The organism is Armatimonas sp., assembly GCF_964826245.1.
Genome location: NZ_CBAYMC010000018.1, coordinates 1 through 16,787, shown reverse-complemented (window position 1 = coordinate 16,787; position 16,787 = coordinate 1). Strand labels below are relative to the sequence as shown.

Sequence of the window (16,787 nt, the reverse complement as noted above, 5' to 3'; positions counted from 1 at the left end):
TTGCACCTGCCCAGGTGGTGAAATGGTAGACACGCCAGTTTCAGGTACTGGTGCCGCAAGGTGTGGGGGTTCGAGTCCCCCCTTGGGCATAGAAAAGCTCCCGACCTCATGCGAGGTCGGGAGTTTTTATTTTAGAGCCTTCAGAAGGGCTTGTGCTTTCGCCAGATCACCGTCACGAGCAAATACCTTGAGGCTTCGTAGACTCTCCGCTACCCTTGGATCATCGGAAGAGTTAGGTTCGGTGGACGATTCATCGTAGTGGGCATAGCGCGTCCATGTCACCACCTCCGCCTCAGCGTAGTCTATTGGGGTGTTGCCTGTCAGGTCGGGTAGCCTTGGGTTCGCTCCCGCCTCCAAGAGCGCCACAGCACACTCCAGAGCACGGTTACGAGTAGCAAGGTGCAATGGTGTCTGGCCGTAGCCATCCACTGGGTCAGGCTCTGCCCCTAGCTCCAGCAGAGTTCGCACCGCCGTCTGATTTGCCCAGTCACCGCCCGTCGCTTTATGCAAAGGTGCTCGCCCCTCACTGTCGCGAGCATCCATAGAGAACCCGGCACGGACGAGGGAGCGGATGATCTGAGCGCAGGTTTCGCTGGTTTCCTCATCCTGGGATCCCCCCCTCCAGCAAACGCTGTGAAGCGGTGTCGTGCCTTCCTGGGTTGATTGACCTGCGGCTCCGTGCTGGAGAAGATAGTCCACGACATGGGCATGATGCCGAAACGCCGCAGAGCCCAAACGAAACTCGCCTTTGAAGTTCTTATCCAGAGTCGCCCCAGCCTCCAGTAGTACATCGGCGACCGCAAAAGCGTCCGAATTCCCCATCACTAACTCCGTGTCCGCTGTTTCTAGCACCCGTCCTAAGACGTCTTCATACCAGTCATGAGCATCCACCCGCGCCCCTGCTGCGATGAGAAGGCGAGCCACTTCCGGAGAGCCTGCACTAGCCAAAGCCGTTTCACCATCCTCTCCCCAAAGCTCATTCGTGGATTGGATTCGTTGGTCGATATACGCCCCAAGGTCAATGCCAGCTGCAGATTGGGAAATGTCATCGAGATCCAGTCCCGGTGGAAGATCAACAGTGGGACGATCGATCTGGTTTAATGTCACCTGGAAACTTCCTGTTTTGCAGACCTCATTGACATCCGCGCCCGCGTCTAGGAGGAGCTGCACACACTCTGCGGAACCTGACTCGGAAGCGGCGAACAGCGGGATTTGGAACGATTGTCTTTTGTCTGAGGATGAGTGATTCGTCAGCGATGCGCCCCGGTTCATGAGCAATCGTACTTGCGCGGGATCGCCCGAGCGACACGCCTTGACGAGGAGAGAAACACCATTTGAGGAGGATTCATTTGCATCAAGGCTGGCATCAAGCAGAATGCGGAGCCGGTCTGCCTGATCGGTCGGGACTGTGGCATCGCAATATAAATCGGGGCCAGCAGCATACCAAGTAGCGGTTACTCTGTACCAACCACCGGTCGTTTTTGGATTTGCTCCCTGGGCAAGTAGCCACTCGACAGCACCTTTCGTTTCTGCGTCTGTCGAGCCAGCCGCGATCATCAACGGCGTCGCTCCATTCTGATCTCCTGCCTCAAGATCCGCTCCTTCGGCGAGGAGCCGCTCTAGCTGTGCGATGTCTCCCAGCCTTGCCGCCCGATGTAGCGCGGGTTCGGGGGCTTCCTGAGGAACAGGTTCAACGTTTTCCATGAGGTAAGTTTATCCGCTTTCCTTCCCTGCCATTAAAGGGCTACAATAGTGGCAGAAAAAATGCAATACCTCATAAATTCTCTCCCCTTACTTGCCGCGTTCTTGATGTCTGTACATGGCGTGGTTCCTCAAGAAAAGCCGTATTCTGGCTCGACGCGGGGAGTGATTGATCCTCGTAAAATAAGTCGTCCTGCGGATGCCGTTTCACTTGTCGGGGCGATGGGCTACGAGCTGATCCCTGAGAAAGAGGCTGGCCCTACGCGGTGGGTCTTTGAAAAAGGTGTTCTTACTGCCCCGAAGGGCTGGGAGAGCCTTGTCACCAAAGAAGCGTACCAAGACTTTCGCCTACACGTGGAGTTTAGTGTCAATGATGTCAAAGACACCACAGATCCCGAAAGAAACGGCAACTCCGGAATCTACATCCAGCAGCGCTACGAGATTCAGATTCTTAACTCGTTTGGCGTGGCGGAGAAAGACTACAAGCCCAGCTATGGCGGCAGTCTCTACCAGCTCAAAAAGCCGGATCGCCTCGTGAATAAAAAAGCGGGAGAGTGGCAGAGCTACGACATTGTCTTCCGTGCGGCCCGTTTTGACGGCGAGAAGAAGACGGAAAATGCGCGGGTCACGGTCTACCAGAACCAGCAGCTCATCCACGACGACTTTCCTATCCCACGCAAGACCGGAGCGGGACAAAAAGAAGGGCCAGAGCCCAAGCCTATTCTGTTTCAAGGACACAACAACCCCGTGCGGTTCCGAAACGTCTGGATTCAAAAACTTACGCTTTAATCACACATCATGCCTGAAGACAATTCTAAACCCCTGCCCTCTCCCAGCAGTGGTAGGGGCGGCATAGGTAACGGACGACCACCCTCACGGGTCGCTACCGGCCCTGAGCCGGAAGAGGCGAAGGGAACGATTGTTGAAAAAAGGGGAGGTAGTGGTCTTTTCAAGGTGAAGCTGGACAGTGGCAACGAGGTTAGCGCCTATCTGCTTCTTCTGGGGCGGCAAGATTGCATTAAGTTGGGATCGGGAAACCGGGTCTTACTTCACCTTGCTGGAGATGGGATTCACTACTACATCGTAAAACGCTACAGATAGTCCCTGGGCAAACAGGGTTATAAATCTCCCCTCTCCCAATCCTTCCTCCCAGGATTGGCACCCAGAGGGTACCCGGGGGCAGGGGGAGGAGGGAACCTGCTAGCCGCTCCACTTTTTCCAGACGGTCACCGGGCCGAAGGCTTTCTGAAGCGCGGGGAGGAACTGTTTGGCATTTCCTACAATCACGAGGCGGGCTCTTTCTGGAGCGAGGGTCTGCGTGGCAAAGCTACGCACTTGCTCCTCCGTAACCGTGGGAATGGCCGCGAGAAGCTGGGAGAGCTCGCTGAGGGGTAGGTTGTTGTCGATGCGCTCTGCGAGGGCACCGGCGAGCCCATCGCCCGTTTCGAGGGTACGGGTCAGCGGGCCAAGGAGTGCGGACTTGCGGGCCTCTAGCTCTGTCGTGTCGATCGGTGCTGCCCCGAGGGTCTTGAGTGCGTCCCTAAAGAGAGTCGCCACCTCTGCCGCCGACTCGTTCTTGGTCTGGCAGGCGAGCTGGAAGAGCCCGGCATAGCGCCGCGTGCCGAGGCCACTGCCTGCACCGTACGAGAGCCCTCGTTCAATACGCACGGCTTTGTTCACGCGCGACGAGTACCCGCCCCCAAGAATCGAGTTAGCCACCTCACCGATCGCATAGCTTGCGTCCGCGCGGTGCAGGCTGGGAAGCGCAAGGAGTACGGCGGCCTGGCCTGCATCGGGCTTGTCGAGAACCACAACTCTAGGGCCGCTCTGAAACGCGACCGTGGGAGTGGGCAGCGGCACGGCGCGTGCCTGCCAGTTGCCCAGGTGGGTCTGGGCCAGAGCGAGCGCAGCGGAGGCTGTCAGATCGCCCGTGACGATGAGAGTGGCACGGCTTGGGGTGAAGACCTGCTGCCAGTAGCCTCGAATGTCACTTTGAGTCAGCTTTGCCAGGGTGCTCGGTAGCCCTCCGAGGCGGTTGCCATAGCCCGTCTGCCCAAAGAATAGACGCTGCACCATGCCTCGTGCCAGAGTCGAGGGCTCTTCAAGCGCCTGCGTCACTTCATCGCTTGCCTCTGCCCGCGCCCGCGCCACTTCGTCTTGCGCAAAGGCAGGCTTCCGCACGACCTCAGCCAGTAGCGCCAAGGCTGCATTGGCATTGCTCTGGGGAACCGTGATCCCTATAGCCAGGCTGTCCCAGTCTGCCGAGGCACTGAGAGAGCCGCCCAGCGCCTCGCCTAGGCTTGCAAGCTGTGTGGCGCTCTTACCGGTTTTTCCTGCGGTGCCCCGCGTGAGAAGTGTCGCCATAAGCGTTGCAAGCCCCGCTTTGGGTACGGCGACGATGCCTGCACCACCGGGCACCACCAGTGCCAAAGTCACGAGCCCAGAGCCGGGGCGAGCAGCATGCACAACCCGCAGCCCGTTGGACAGCTTGCGATCTGTGAAGCTCGGCAAGACGACAGCACGGGGGGCACTGGGCTCTGGGGCCTGCTCATCGGGCGGTGGCGCAGCCTCTTTGGGAGCTGTTTTCTTGGGCGAGACGGGAAGCTCAGGGGCCTTACCCGTCGTGTAGCGAATCAAAAGCGAGTTACTCTCGGTCAAGTAGAGCCGCGCCACACGCTGAATATCCGCCGCGGTGACGGCAAGTAGGGCGGGGAGCTGTGTATTGACCCGCTCGGCGCTGCCGAGAAGCACCTCCGCGTTGCCCAGAGCTCCCCCCACGCCCTCGGCGGTCTCGCGCTGGTGGAGTGACCCAGCAAGCAGGCGTGTTCGTGCTCGTGTCAGCTCCGCGACACTCACGGGCTGTACTTTGACTCTCTCTAGCTCCGTTTTGGCGGCTTTAATCAGCGCCTCCAGGCTCTTGCCCCCTGCACTCACGCAGCGCACCGTAAACATCCCCGCATCGGTGCGCAGATCGGCGCTAGAGTTGGCGTCCGAGGCAAGCTGCTGCTTGTAGATCAGGCTCTGGTGAAAGCGAGCCGCCTCGCCACCTGAGAGGATCGAGTCGAGCATCTGGAGCGCGGGAGCATCTTGGTGGCGCTGATTCGGAACCAGGTAGCTCAGGGCAAAGGCGGGAAGGGGGACACTCGGGCCATAGACATTCAGTCGCCGTGCCACTTTTCGCTTCGGCTCTTTCACGGTGACACGTGGAATGGCGCTCTCAGGCCGGGCAATGCGGCCAAAGTAGCGGTCTATAAAACCGTCGCACTGAGCCGGGTCGAAGTCTCCGGCAACGACCAAGACGGCGTTATCGGGACGGTAGAACGTCGCATGAAACGCCTTCACGTCATCAAGAGTGGCGGCGTCCAGCTCCGCAATATTTCCAATCACAGGGCGCTTGTACGGGTGGATACTCCAGGAGCTACCTTCGAGTGCATCGTCGAGGCGGCCATACGGATCGGCGAGCACTCCTTGGCGATACTCTTCCTTGACCACATCGCGCTCGGAGAAAAAGTTGCCCTCGTCCACTTGCAGGCTCGCCATCCGGTCCGCCTCTGCCCAGAGCAGGCGCTCTAGGTGATTTGAAGGAACCGTCTCGTGGTAGACCGTGACATCGGGGGTGGTGTAGGCATTATTCTCGCCCCCGACATCTTCTGTGAAGCGATCGAGCTGCTCATCGGGCATGTTGCGGCTACGCTTGAACATCAAATGCTCAAAGAGATGTGCAAAGCCCGACTTACCCATCGGGTCGTCCTTGGCTCCCACTTTGTACCAGACCTGAATGGCCACTGTCGGGCTCTTGTGGCTCTCATGGGTAAGCACCACAAGGCCATTGGCAAGCACTCGTCGACAAAACGAAATCGGAGAAAGAAGCATACGAGAATTTTACCCGGCTGAGTGAGCCAAAGAATTATCCAGCGATTATCAGGAGGCTGTAGCCCGGCATTTAATGTGGTCATGTTCATAAATCTCTTCGTGAACGACATTTTTGCCAGCCACAAAAACAAATGGTTCCACACCATAGCTCTGGGTAAAGTGGGCGGTCTGCTGACCCATTTGTTCTACACGACAGTAAGAAGCTGGGGCACTTCTATCTCTTCAAAGACACCAAGAGGACTTGGGCCATTCGCTTCGGAGTGCACTTCGATGCCACGGTCCTTAAGGATACTTCTGAGAAAGGCGACACGCTCTCCACCACCAGCGCCGAGATTGCCCTCAACAAGCCGCGCGAGCTAAGCGCCGAGCTTCGCAAGTACCTCCCCGAGGCGAGAGTCTCGCTGGTGGGCTCACTTCGTAAATCGGGTACCTCCACGCTCTTGCTGTCCTATCCCGTCTCGGTGCAGGGGCGAATGAGCTTGGTGGAGCAGCTAGAGAGCTTTTACCTGAGCAGCTCCAGAAAACCTACTCGGCTTTCAAAGTCTGAGGCTCAAGGAAACCATGGCGCAGATTATGAGCCCAGCTCACTCAATTTCACTGGCCTTCGCTCGGTAGCGGAGAGCTCGGCGGCGAAGACGGCTTTGTGGGTCTCGAAGGCGGTCTCGAAGTCCGTGTAGGGCATGGGCTGGTTGTCTTGCAGCGCATCTATAAAGGCTTGGAACTGTGGCGGGTACGGGTGATCGCTCACATCGCCGGAGTCTACAGTGGGGACGCCAAGCTTGGTCCAGAGGTCTCGGCTCATGCCAGGCCACTGGAGCGAGGTGAGCTTCTCGTCTAAAATGCTGCCCTCACTGCCTACCAGGTGCTGGTGGAAATAATACGGCTGGAGGCAGTCAATACACGATGTCACTTTCCCCAGCCTGCCATCGGCGAAGCGCAGCAGCGAGACGGTGGTTGTCGGGTACTCGTAGGCGGCGAAGTTGGGATTTTGGGACTGGGTTGCATAGCACGTGATCTCTTCGATCTGGCCAGGCAAGTAGTGACGGAGCAAGTCCAGCGCGTGGCAGCCTGCCGTGAGGAGGCTAGAGCCCCCGAAGTCTTTCTTGAGGTTCCAGGCGTACTGCCCGTACCAGGGGCCGATCCCGTGGTAGTAGTCCACCTCAGCGTAGTGGACATCGCCCACGAGGTTTTTATCCAGTGCGGCCCGGATTGCCTGCGCGTGGCGGCTGAAGCGTACCTCGAAGCAGACACAGGCCTGCACTTGGGCCTCTCGGATGGCATCGCGGACGGCCACGCAGCTTTTCCAGTCAATCCCGATGGGCTTCTCGATAATCAGGTGCTTCCCGGCCTTGGCGGCGGCGATTGCCTGCTCCGGGTGGAGCGGATGGGGCGTACAAATATCAATAATGTCTATCGAGTCATCGGCGAGCAGGTCGTTAAAATCCGAGGTGACCGTGAGCGGCGTGCCAAACTGGGCACTCAGCGCGGCGGCGTCTAGCTCCCGGCGAGAGCAGACCGCGACAATATCGGCGCCCTTCACGCTCTTAAACGCCTCGATATGCGCACCTGCCACCCAGCCTAGCCCGACAATCCCAATCCGAAAGTTCTTCATGCCCTCAGTCTACCTGATGTTAAAACTCCGGTACAATCGGAGCGAAGAGGACAGAAAATGTTTCAAAATCAACAACAGCAGCAACATCCTAAAGAAGAGACATCATCATCGTGGTCGAAAGAGAAAGACGCGGTGGGGCTCCCTGGCGGCATTGCGATCGTGATTCACCTCCTGATGGTCGTGGCGATTATCTATGGCTTCACCTCAGGGATGGCTTTCTTGGCAAGTGTGCTGAGCTTTGTCTTGCTCTTTACGCTCAGTGGCTACTTTACCGTGGCTCCGGGCGAGAGCTTTGTGCTGATGATCTTTGGTAAGTATGTCGGAACCGTCAAGAAAAACGGGATTTTCTGGGCGCTTCCCTGGGCGAGCAAGCAGCGTGTTAGCCTGCGTACCCGCACGCTCAATGGCCAGCAGCTTAAAGTCAATGACTCCATGGGCAACCCGATTGAGATCGCCTGCGTGATTGTCTGGAAAGTGACCGATACCTACCGCTCCACGTTTGAGGTGCAGAACTACGAGTCGTTTGTGGCGATGCAGTCCGAGACCGCCATTCGGCATATCGCCGCGACGCACCCCTACGACTCCGACGACGACAGGGCCATCTCGCTCCGGCGCAACGCCAGCGATGTTTGCGATGATCTCGTGCGAGAGATCCAGACCCGCCTCGCGCCTGCCGGTGTCACGGTGACCGATGCCAGCCTCTCGCACCTCGCCTACTCCCCGGAGATCGCCGGGGCCATGCTCCGCCGCCAGCAAGCCGCCGCCATTATCTCCGCCCGCCAGCGCATCGTCGAGGGCGCGGTCGGGATGGTCGAGATGGCCCTACAGCGCATAGACGAGAAAAAAATGGTGCAGATGACCGAGCCACAGAAAGCCGCCATGGTCGCCAACCTCATGACGGTGCTCTGTAGTGAGCAGTCCGCCCAGCCCGTCGTCAATACCAGCGTCCAAGCGTAGGCCACTCTTAAAACTTTATGGATCGCCGGGAAAGAGTCCTTAGTTTTATTGGCTTGGTGGCCTTTTTAGCCGTCGCTTTCATGGTCTGGTTGCCGGGCTCGCTGCGCACGGCGCTGGGGGACATGGAGTGGCCTTTCTACGACTGGCACCTGGGTGCCGTCGCCCGAACAAAGCCCCTGACACTGGCCGAGTCTCCCATTGTCCTCATCACGATGGACGACGAGACCCCGGTAAATCTGTGGGCCGAGGGGCTCTACGACGACCCGGTCTATCCGCTCCCTCGGTTTCTCCATGTGGACTTGCTACGCCAGCTGGATCAAGCCGGAGCGAAGGCCATTGGCTTTGACATTCTTTTCACCGAGAAGCATGAGGTAGATACGGTCTTTGCCGAAGCGCTCAAGAGCCACCAGAGCACCCTGGCAGCCACGCGCTCGGAGCTGCACGCCAATGGCACCAAAGAGTTTCTTCCCCTCTCGCCTGCTCTCCTGCCTGTACTCACTCCCGCCTCGATTGAGCTCCAGTACTCATCGGGGCGGAGCGTTCGACACCTGGACTGCTTGGACCAAGAGATGCCTCAGCTTGGCGTTGCCCTCGCGGCGGCGGGCACTGGCCAGCTCGCTTTGCCCCCACAGCTCACGGGAGGACATTTCCGCTGGGGGATGCTAGACTTGCCCCTTGTGGCAGGACTCGGCGATAGCGCCGCTCTCATCCGCTACAGTGGCCCCAAGGGGATGTTTCCGCAGATTCGCTACGAGGATATCCTGCTTAGTGCGGAGCCACCTCATGAGCTGAAGGGAAAGCTGGTGCTGGTAGGCCGCTACAGTCAGTTCGCGGATCTCCAAATGACCCCGCTAGGGGAGATGCCGGAAGTGGAGATCCTGGCTAATATCGCCTACATGACCGCGATGAACCGGGGGCTTCGCACGACGGTGTCCTGGAGCTTATGGGGCGGGTTGGCAATGACGGTCACGTTTCTCTGGCTGGTCTGGCGGTTTGCGCTGGCTCCCGCGCTTCTGGCTCCGCTAGTGCTGGGGGCCACCTGGATCTTTGGTGCCCATCTCGCCTTTGTGCGAACCGGAGTCTGGTGGGAGAGTGCGACTCCCCTGACCATGCTCTTTCTTGCCGTACTACTGGTGATGCCTTACGAGATTCTACGAACGCACCGAGCATTCACGACCCAGGTCTCGGTTGCGGCGGCACGGAGCGCGGTCTCGGGGCGTGGGATGCAGCTCGGAACCCGCGAGGTCTATGTCACCGCTGTTTTCTGCGACATTCGCGGCTTCACCAGCTTCTGCGAGACCCACAGCGCCGACGAGGTCGAGACCATGCTCCAGGCGTACTTTGAGGCGGGGGATAGAGCCGCTAAGCGCTTCGGCTCCGAGCTGGATAAGTTCATGGGCGATGCGATCTTGCTCTACTTCTTCGAGCTACCCAAGCTAGAGCCGGGGGCAGTGCGGGCCATTCGCTGGGCGTGGGAGATGCAACGCGCCGCCGACAGCATTGGCATCAAGATCGGGGTAGGGATCGCCTCGGGCGTGGCGCGGGAGGGCTTTATTGGAACCGCCGGGCGGATGCAGCGCACGGTGATCGGCGATGTGGTGAATCTGGCCTCGCGCCTACAAGAGGCGACCAAGACCCTCCAGACCCCGATTCTGCTGAGCGAGGGGAGCTTCTCCCAGCTTGGGGAGCATCTGGGGGCGGAACCGCTGGGCGAGATTACTGTCCGTGGGAAGCAAATGCCCGTGCCCGTCTTTCGCCCTGAGCCAGCTCCAGGAGACTAAATTCTAGCCAACTCTTGTCTTTTATTGTGGAAAAACCGATATGAGAAAAGAGAGTAGTAATGCTAGGATTTGAAAAAATACCCTGGAAATCGCTTAAGGCGGGCATACTCGCACTCCCGCGTAGCCCACGCGAGCCGCTTCTCGTCTCCGTTCTTCTACTGGCGATTTTTGCGGGCGTGGGAGTCTATATCGTCCTAGCAGCAAAGGCAGCGGAGACGCTCCGGGAGAAGAATGGAGTTTACCGGTGTGAGACCATGGCAAAGCTCTACTCCAAGATTATTGCGAGCGATGTCGCCGACTCTCTCAAGGTGATCCATAGCTTTGAGGACCACTTTTTTCGCGAGAAAATCACTCTGACGGATCAGGAAAAACGCTCTCTGAAAGAGTTTACTGGTCTCTCGCCGCGTCTCTATCAGGCCAGTGTGATTACGCAAAGCGGCCAGTGTCTCTACACCACCGATCCTGCCTTTATGCAGCAGCTACAGTCTCATCTCCCTAAAAAAGGGCTTCCTGAGATCGCCACTCTTCCCCTGTCACAGGCTCTGGTAAACCTTCCGACTTTCTTTACTCCGATCCCTCGCCAAGCTACCGCAAAGGGTACAGCAAAGGGCTATCTTGTGATGTCTTTTCGGCCTGAGGGGTTCTCGCTCTGGCTCCTGGACTTTCATATCACAGGGACGCAGGTTTATGTGATTGATCAGAGCGGTGCGGTTATTGTCTCTACCAGCCGCGACCAGAACCGAGCTTATTGTTCTCCTCTCTACCCCCCTCTTCAGCGTGCACGTGCCCGTGAGTCGGGGGCGGCGCGCCTCTACGATCCCTTTGATAAGCAGCCTGCCCTGATTGGTTATGCCCCCATTTCGCAGACCCGCTGGTCACTTCTGGTGGTGCAGACCACTCAGGATGCCGACTCCGAAGAAGACTTTCCCATTATGAATCTAGCACAGGCAGCAGCACCGGCGATTTTCTTCTTACCCCTCATGGCGTGGTTGATGCTCAATCTCTACTACCGCCAGGTACGCCATGCTCAAGAGCTGGCTTTTCATAACACACGCCTGCATCTAGCGGATCAAGCAAGGGCTGACTTACTCGCGAATGTCTCACATGATCTTAAGACTCCCCTAGCAACACTTCAGCTCACGCTAGCAGGGGTTCAAGATCCCAAGCTACGTCTTACGGTGGAGCGCCAGCTAGGGCGATTGGGGGGCAAGGTACGCAACCTGCTGGACATGTCACGCCTAGAGAGCACAACTCTCTCTGCCCCCGGGCTCTGTGAGTTAAGTGAGGTGGTGGCTGAAGCTGTCGAGCCTCTGCGCGCTCTGCTGATAGAACACCCCCTCACTGCTGAGTTTCCGCCGGAGGCAATCTTTCTTCCTTGTGAGGCACAAGCCGTTGCGACCGTGGTGATGAACCTTTTGGAGAATGCAGCGAAGTATGCACCACCAGGAACACCGATCCAGCTTAAAGGGGAAGCCAGCCCCACATGGGTTCGTCTTCAAGTGCGAGACTTTGGTTTTGGGGTTCCCGATGAGCTCAGGGAGCGCATCTTTGAGAAGTTCTATCGTATTCCTGGTCAGCGGGCACACGGCACGGGCCTAGGACTGGCGATCTGTAAAACCATTATAGAGAGCTACGGTGGCCAGATTGAGGTGCAGTCTCCTCCCGGCGGGGGAGCGGCCTTTATTGTGACTCTACCGCGCTACCGGGAGGAAATCGAGGGAATCAAAAATGACTGAAGGAACTCTGTTGCTGGTTGAGGATGATCCACAGCTCTGTCAGGTGCTTGCCACTCAGCTTGAGCAGAAAGGGTGGAAGGTCCACACGGAGTCGTACGGAAGTGCGGCACTGGAGGCCTTCGCACGCTGGAGTCCAGATCTGGTGCTACTCGACATTGGGCTGGAGGATATGGATGGTTTCCAGGTCTGTCGGGCTCTGAGGCGCATGAGTAATGTCCCGATTATCTTGGTGACTGCCGCAGATACGACGCAGAGTAAGATTACGGCTCTAGAACTCGGTGGCGATGACTACCTTACCAAGCCATTTTATCTCGGTGAGCTTCTCGCGCGAATCAAAGCGGTCTTGCGCCGCACCCGTGGCGGTGGGATGAGTGCCCCTGGTAAGTGCCTCACGCTTGGTGAGCTTACGATCTCACTGGCGCAGCGTGAGGTACGCCGCAAGGGCACTCTCCTAAAGCTGACCAAGACGGAGTTCGATATCCTTCAAGAGCTGGCGATGCATCTCGATGAAGTTCTCACGTATGACTTTCTCCTCAGAGCGATCTGGGGATCAGGCCATGAAGATGTCCGCGCTCTTCATGTACATATCTCAAATCTAAGACGAAAACTAGAGCCCGATGTACTAGCACCGCACTTCTTAACAACAGTGCCAGGAGTTGGCTATCGGATGCGAAGCTTCTCAAACTGAAAAAATTACGGGAACTTAGGAGATTTCTAAAGTTTCACTTAAGATTGGTAAAGAACGTGCCTCGCCTTTCCATAATCATTTTTGTACATAGGGCATCAAGCTCTAGAATAGAAAGTATTTGTGAAATGAAATCTCTCAGACGTGCGTTTACCCTTGTGGAAATTATGATTGTGGTGTTGATCATTGGTATCTTAGTGGCCATTGCGGTTCCTAACTTTATCCGTGCTCGTGAGTCGGCACGGGCACGTGCCTGTGTGAGAAACCTCCGTCAGATTGACTCCGCCAAGGAGCAATATGCGATGGATAACCGGCTTGCACAGGGTGCGACAATGCCTGCGCTCTCTGCCCTCTGTGGCAATGGAACCACGACCTATATCAAAGGCAGTGCCCCTAGCTGTCCCTCCAGTGGGACCTATACTGTCAACAACTTAGGTACAGATCCCACTTGTTCTGTAGGCACGGCAGCCGCAGTTGCCCATGTTCTGCCTTAAAACAAAAAAACGCCCCCCGAAGCAGCTTGCTTCGGGGGGCGTTTTTTGTTGGTTTACAGCTCGCGCTGGATCTGGCGCATCTCGTAGCACTCGAGAATATCACCCACTTGCAGGTCGTTGAAGCCACGAATCGTGATACCACACTCGTAGCCCGCCGCGACTTCCCGCTGATCGTCCTTGAAGCGCTTGAGCGTCTCAATGGGACCATCGTGGAGCATCTCTTTACCCCGGAAGACACGGACACTGGAGTTTCGCTTGACCACGCCATCTAAGACATAGGAACCCGCGATCGAGCGTCCCCCCGGAAGCCGGAAGAGCTGCCGAATCTCGATCTTACCCAGAGCGGCCTCTTCGTAGATTGGTGGAAGCAGTGCCAGCATGCCGTCTTTGACCGCATCAATCAGCTCGTAGATGATAGAGAACATCTTGATCTGAACGTGCTCGGCCTCGGCCTTTTTAACGGCATTGCCCGCAGTCCCGACATTAAAGCCGACGATCAGGCAGTTCTTTTCATCAGCGCTATGATCGGCAGACGCCAGCAAGACATCGCTATCGGAGACCGGCCCGACCGTAGCTGAGAGCACGCGGACACGGACTTCCTCGTTGCCCAGCGGCTCAACACTCTCGCGAATGGCTTGCACACTGCCCTGCACATCGGCCTTAATGACCAAGTTGAGCTCTTTAACCGGGCCGGAGCGGAGCTGGGCATAGAGCTGCTCCAGAGTCTGGTGGCCACTTGCGGTCAGGCGCTGCTCGCGGATGCGAATCTCACTGCGCTGCGCCAGAGCCCGTGCCTCTTTTTCATCTTTGGCGACCTCGATCTTCTCGCCTGCGTCGGGGACGCCATTAAGACCGATGATCTCCACAGGCGAGCTTGGCCCCGCTTTTACCAGCTTGGCCCCGCGCTCGTCTGTCATGCCGCGAACTTTACCAAACACGCCGCCCGCCACGACATTATCGCCTTGACGGAGTGTTCCCTGCTGAACCAGAACGGTCGCGACGGTACCTCGGCCTTTATCTACCTTGGCCTCGATAATCGTGCCGCGCATCTTGGCGTGCGGGTCGGCCTTGGGGTCTACCTCGATCTCGGAGACCAGCAAGATGGCTTCGAGGAGCTCGGGGATTCCCTCACCGGTCTTGGCGGAGATATTGACCGTGGGAATCGTTCCTCCAAAAGCCTCTGGGACAAGCTCATAGCGCGTTAAGTCGGTGAGAACTTTATCCGGGTTGGCTTCCGGCAGATCGCACTTATTGACGGCGACGATGATCGGGACTTTTGCCTTGAGCGCCACCTGAATGGCCTCTTCGGTCTGGGGCATGACGGAGTCGTTGGCGGCCACGACGATAATGACAATATCCGTGACCGAGGTACCGCGCCGACGCATGGCGGAGAACGCCGCGTGGCCGGGGGTGTCTAGGAACGTGATGCGCTTGCCATCAATCTCGACCTGATAGGCGCCGATGTGCTGCGTAATTCCGCCCGCTTCACCGTCTACGACATGTGCTTTGCGCAGAAAGTCCAGCAGGCTGGTCTTACCGTGGTCAACGTGACCCATGATGGTCACGACCGGAGGACGTGGCACGGAGTCGGTGGTCTTGTTGACCGCCGTCCGCGCCTGCGGTTTTGGTGTGGTAGGGGTGGCCGCTTTCTCCGTTTGAGGAGTCGCAGACACGACTTTGGTGGCCTCGGGAGTGGCTGTGGGAGCGCTCTCGGCTACCTGGGCATTCTTGCCCAGCTTCTTGGCAATCTTCCGAACCGCATCCGGGGCAAGGCGCTGGTTCAGTCCGGCGAGCACACCGAGGCCCATCAGGACTTTCTGCACCTCGCTCGGGCCGACACCTAGCTTCTCACCCAGCTCTTTGACGGTCACGTTCATTGGGACGAGGATCAGCTCGCCGCCCGCAGGGGTTGCTGGCTCTACAGGCACTGCCAGGGCTTTACGCACCTTATCGGCTGTGGCATCATCCAGCTCATGGGAAGGGGCCAGCTTTCCAAAGCCCGCCTTATCCAGTCGGCTTACCATCTCTTGATTGGCAAGCCCTATCTCTTTGGCCAGTTCGAAAACTTTCACCGGCATCGCACACCTCTTTCCGTTTGCACCCGCAGGGGGCGCGGCTGACGTCCTTAGTCGTTCATGGGACGCTCCTCGATTTAGATTTTTAAGGGGAGACACAGCAAAAAGGGGGCCGAGGGCCCCCTGACACTGGTTCCAAACGGGTATTATACCGCATTTTCGGGCGGGATGGCAGCCCGTAGCTCTGCCTGGACTTCCTCGGTGAGGGCTGTCTTAAGCGAGCGCTCTAAAGCTTTGCGCTTTAGAGCCAGCTCAACGCAGGCAGAAGTGGCGCACACATAGCCACCGCGCCCGCTCTGCTTGCCTGTAGGATCGAGGGCAACTCCCGCGCCATTGGGCAGGCGGACAAGACGCAGGAGCCCGCGCTTGCCTCCGGAAGTCCGGCAGGCCACGCACGTCCGCACGGGCTGGCGCTTGGGAGTCGCAGGGGCAGGCACTGCCTACTCCGCGTCGTCGTCGAAGTCCGCTAGGGTGAGCGGCGGCAGGTCTGCCCCTTCGTCGTCCGTGTTTGTCTCAGGAGCCACCGAAGCCACGGGAGCCGCCGAAGCCACGGGAGCCGCCGAAGCGATCCCGGCTTGCTTATCCTTGGCCACTTGGGACTCGGAGCGAATGTCGATGCGCCAGCCGGTCAGGCGAGCCGCAAGACGCACGTTCTGTCCCGCTTTTCCGATAGCCAGCGAGAGCTGGTTATCCGGGACGATCACAAAGGCTGAGCTCTGCTCCTCATCAATTTGTACCGAAGCGACCTTGGCGGGCGAGAGCGACTCCGTGATAAAGAGCCGCATGTCCGGCCCCCAGCGCACGATGTCCATCTTCTCACCGCGTAGCTCGTCCACCACGGCCTGCACCCGCTGACCACGATGCCCCACGCACGAGCCGACCGGGTCCACGCGCTCCTCTTTGGAAGCCACCGCGATCTTGCTGCGCTGCCCGGCTTCACGCGCCACGGACTTGATCTGCACCACGCCCTCCGCGATCTCGGGCACTTCCATCTCAAACAAACGCCGAATCAGGCTCGGGTGGGAGCGGCTGACAATGACCTGTGGGCCTTTTGCGCCTTTACGGACATCCAGCACTAAGAAGCGGAAGCGCTCATTATGCCTATAGTTCTCGCTCTCCACTTGCTCTTTATCGGGGAGAATCGCCTCGATCTTGCCTAAGTTGATGATGACATTGCGGCCCTCGCGGCGGTAGACCGTGCCGGTGAGAAGCTCGCCCTTGCGCTGGTCGTACTCATCGAAGACCTTGTCGCGCTCGGCTTCACGAATGCGCTGCACCACCACCTGCTTGGCGGTCTGGGCAGCGATCCGGCTCATGCGCTCCATGTCCCGATCCCCGAGGCGATCCTCGATAAACATTCCAAGCTCTGCCTTGGCATTGCTGGCACGGGCCTCGGCTAGGCTAACCTCGCCGTGGGGATTGACGACATTCTCGACGACCACACGGCGGCGAAAGTAAATCGGCTGTTTCCCGGAGACGTGCTCGATCCGCAGGCTGACCTCATGATCCACACCCAGCGTCTTTTTATAGGCCGTAGACATTGCTGCCTCAAGTGCCCCCCATAGGGTATCGAAGGGAATATCCTTCTCGCGCTCGAGCTGGCGCAGGGCCTCTATAAATTCCGCGTTCATCTTCGGTCGTCTCCCTCCACAGAGTAGTTTTTCGGCACAGAATAAAAAAAGCGCGCCGGGAGGCTCGCTTGGTATTGCGCCTAATGTCAGTTGTGAGAGAAAACATCCCCCCACGATTGCAGAGGGATTCTATCATATATTCTCTTGCACCCGCAACGGTTTGTTACTTCCGCCAGAGCCAGCGGAGGGAGTCGGGGAGGAGGGACTGGCCGTGCTTGCCGGAGTGAAAGCCCTCCCCAAAG

The 16,787-nt window shown here is 58.1% G+C and carries 12 protein-coding genes and 1 tRNA gene; 7 read left to right on the top strand and 6 right to left on the bottom strand.

Translation table 11 applies throughout. The features are described from left to right. Positions 1-8 precede the first annotated feature (8 nt). Positions 9-89: transfer RNA gene (locus AC1XOS_RS03305), tRNA-Leu, on the top strand. A gap of 37 nt (positions 90-126) precedes the next feature. Here the strand turns inward: AC1XOS_RS03305 and AC1XOS_RS03300 are convergent. Next, positions 127-1,704 (bottom strand): ankyrin repeat domain-containing protein, encoded by a 1,578-nt coding sequence (locus tag AC1XOS_RS03300; protein ID WP_481960790.1) that lies wholly within the window; start codon positions 1,702-1,704, stop codon positions 127-129. A gap of 60 nt (positions 1,705-1,764) precedes the next feature. Between AC1XOS_RS03300 and AC1XOS_RS03295 the strand changes: the two genes are divergently transcribed. Then, positions 1,765-2,490, top strand: coding sequence for a 3-keto-disaccharide hydrolase (locus AC1XOS_RS03295; protein WP_481960789.1), 726 nt, complete (start codon positions 1,765-1,767; stop codon positions 2,488-2,490). 411 nt (positions 2,491-2,901) lie between these two features. Here the strand turns inward: AC1XOS_RS03295 and AC1XOS_RS03290 are convergent, their stop codons facing one another. Continuing rightward, positions 2,902-5,574 (bottom strand): M16 family metallopeptidase, encoded by a 2,673-nt coding sequence (locus tag AC1XOS_RS03290; RefSeq protein WP_481960788.1) that lies wholly within the window; start codon positions 5,572-5,574, stop codon positions 2,902-2,904. 571 nt (positions 5,575-6,145) lie between these two features. Beyond that, entirely contained in the window at positions 6,146-7,186 is a 1,041-nt protein-coding gene (locus AC1XOS_RS03285; protein ID WP_481960787.1) for a Gfo/Idh/MocA family protein, read from the bottom strand. 57 nt (positions 7,187-7,243) lie between these two features. Between AC1XOS_RS03285 and AC1XOS_RS03280 the strand changes: the two genes are divergently transcribed. The 5 genes from AC1XOS_RS03280 (at position 7,244) to AC1XOS_RS03260 (ending at position 12,839) form a co-directional block, all read left to right on the top strand. Beyond that, complete coding sequence (locus AC1XOS_RS03280) at positions 7,244-8,143, top strand: SPFH domain-containing protein (protein WP_481960786.1); 900 nt, start codon at positions 7,244-7,246, stop codon at positions 8,141-8,143. Between the two features lie 17 nt (positions 8,144-8,160). Continuing rightward, complete coding sequence (locus tag AC1XOS_RS03275) at positions 8,161-9,924, top strand: CHASE2 domain-containing protein (protein WP_481960785.1); 1,764 nt, start codon at positions 8,161-8,163, stop codon at positions 9,922-9,924. A 59-nt stretch (positions 9,925-9,983) separates the two neighbouring features. Further along, complete coding sequence (locus AC1XOS_RS03270) at positions 9,984-11,660, top strand: sensor histidine kinase (RefSeq protein WP_481960784.1); 1,677 nt, start codon at positions 9,984-9,986, stop codon at positions 11,658-11,660. Further along, positions 11,653-12,348: a response regulator transcription factor gene (locus AC1XOS_RS03265; RefSeq protein ID WP_481960783.1), complete on the top strand. Its 696-nt coding sequence runs from the start codon at positions 11,653-11,655 to the stop codon at positions 12,346-12,348. The genes AC1XOS_RS03270 and AC1XOS_RS03265 overlap by 8 nt, the downstream gene beginning before the upstream one ends. A gap of 125 nt (positions 12,349-12,473) precedes the next feature. Then, complete coding sequence (locus AC1XOS_RS03260) at positions 12,474-12,839, top strand: competence type IV pilus major pilin ComGC (RefSeq protein WP_481960782.1); 366 nt, start codon at positions 12,474-12,476, stop codon at positions 12,837-12,839. A 53-nt stretch (positions 12,840-12,892) separates the two neighbouring features. Here the strand turns inward: AC1XOS_RS03260 and infB are convergent, their stop codons facing one another. The 3 genes from infB to nusA all read right to left on the bottom strand — a co-directional run bounded on the left by infB (position 12,893) and on the right by nusA (position 16,545). Beyond that, positions 12,893-14,911, bottom strand: coding sequence for a translation initiation factor IF-2 (gene infB, locus AC1XOS_RS03255; protein WP_481960781.1), 2,019 nt, complete (start codon positions 14,909-14,911; stop codon positions 12,893-12,895). A gap of 149 nt (positions 14,912-15,060) precedes the next feature. Continuing rightward, positions 15,061-15,351, bottom strand: a complete 291-nt coding sequence (gene rnpM, locus AC1XOS_RS03250; RefSeq protein WP_481960780.1) for an RNase P modulator RnpM — start codon at positions 15,349-15,351, stop codon at positions 15,061-15,063. 3 nt (positions 15,352-15,354) lie between these two features. After that, positions 15,355-16,545: a transcription termination factor NusA gene (nusA, locus tag AC1XOS_RS03245; RefSeq protein ID WP_481960779.1), complete on the bottom strand. Its 1,191-nt coding sequence runs from the start codon at positions 16,543-16,545 to the stop codon at positions 15,355-15,357. Positions 16,546-16,787: the final 242 nt, after the last annotated feature.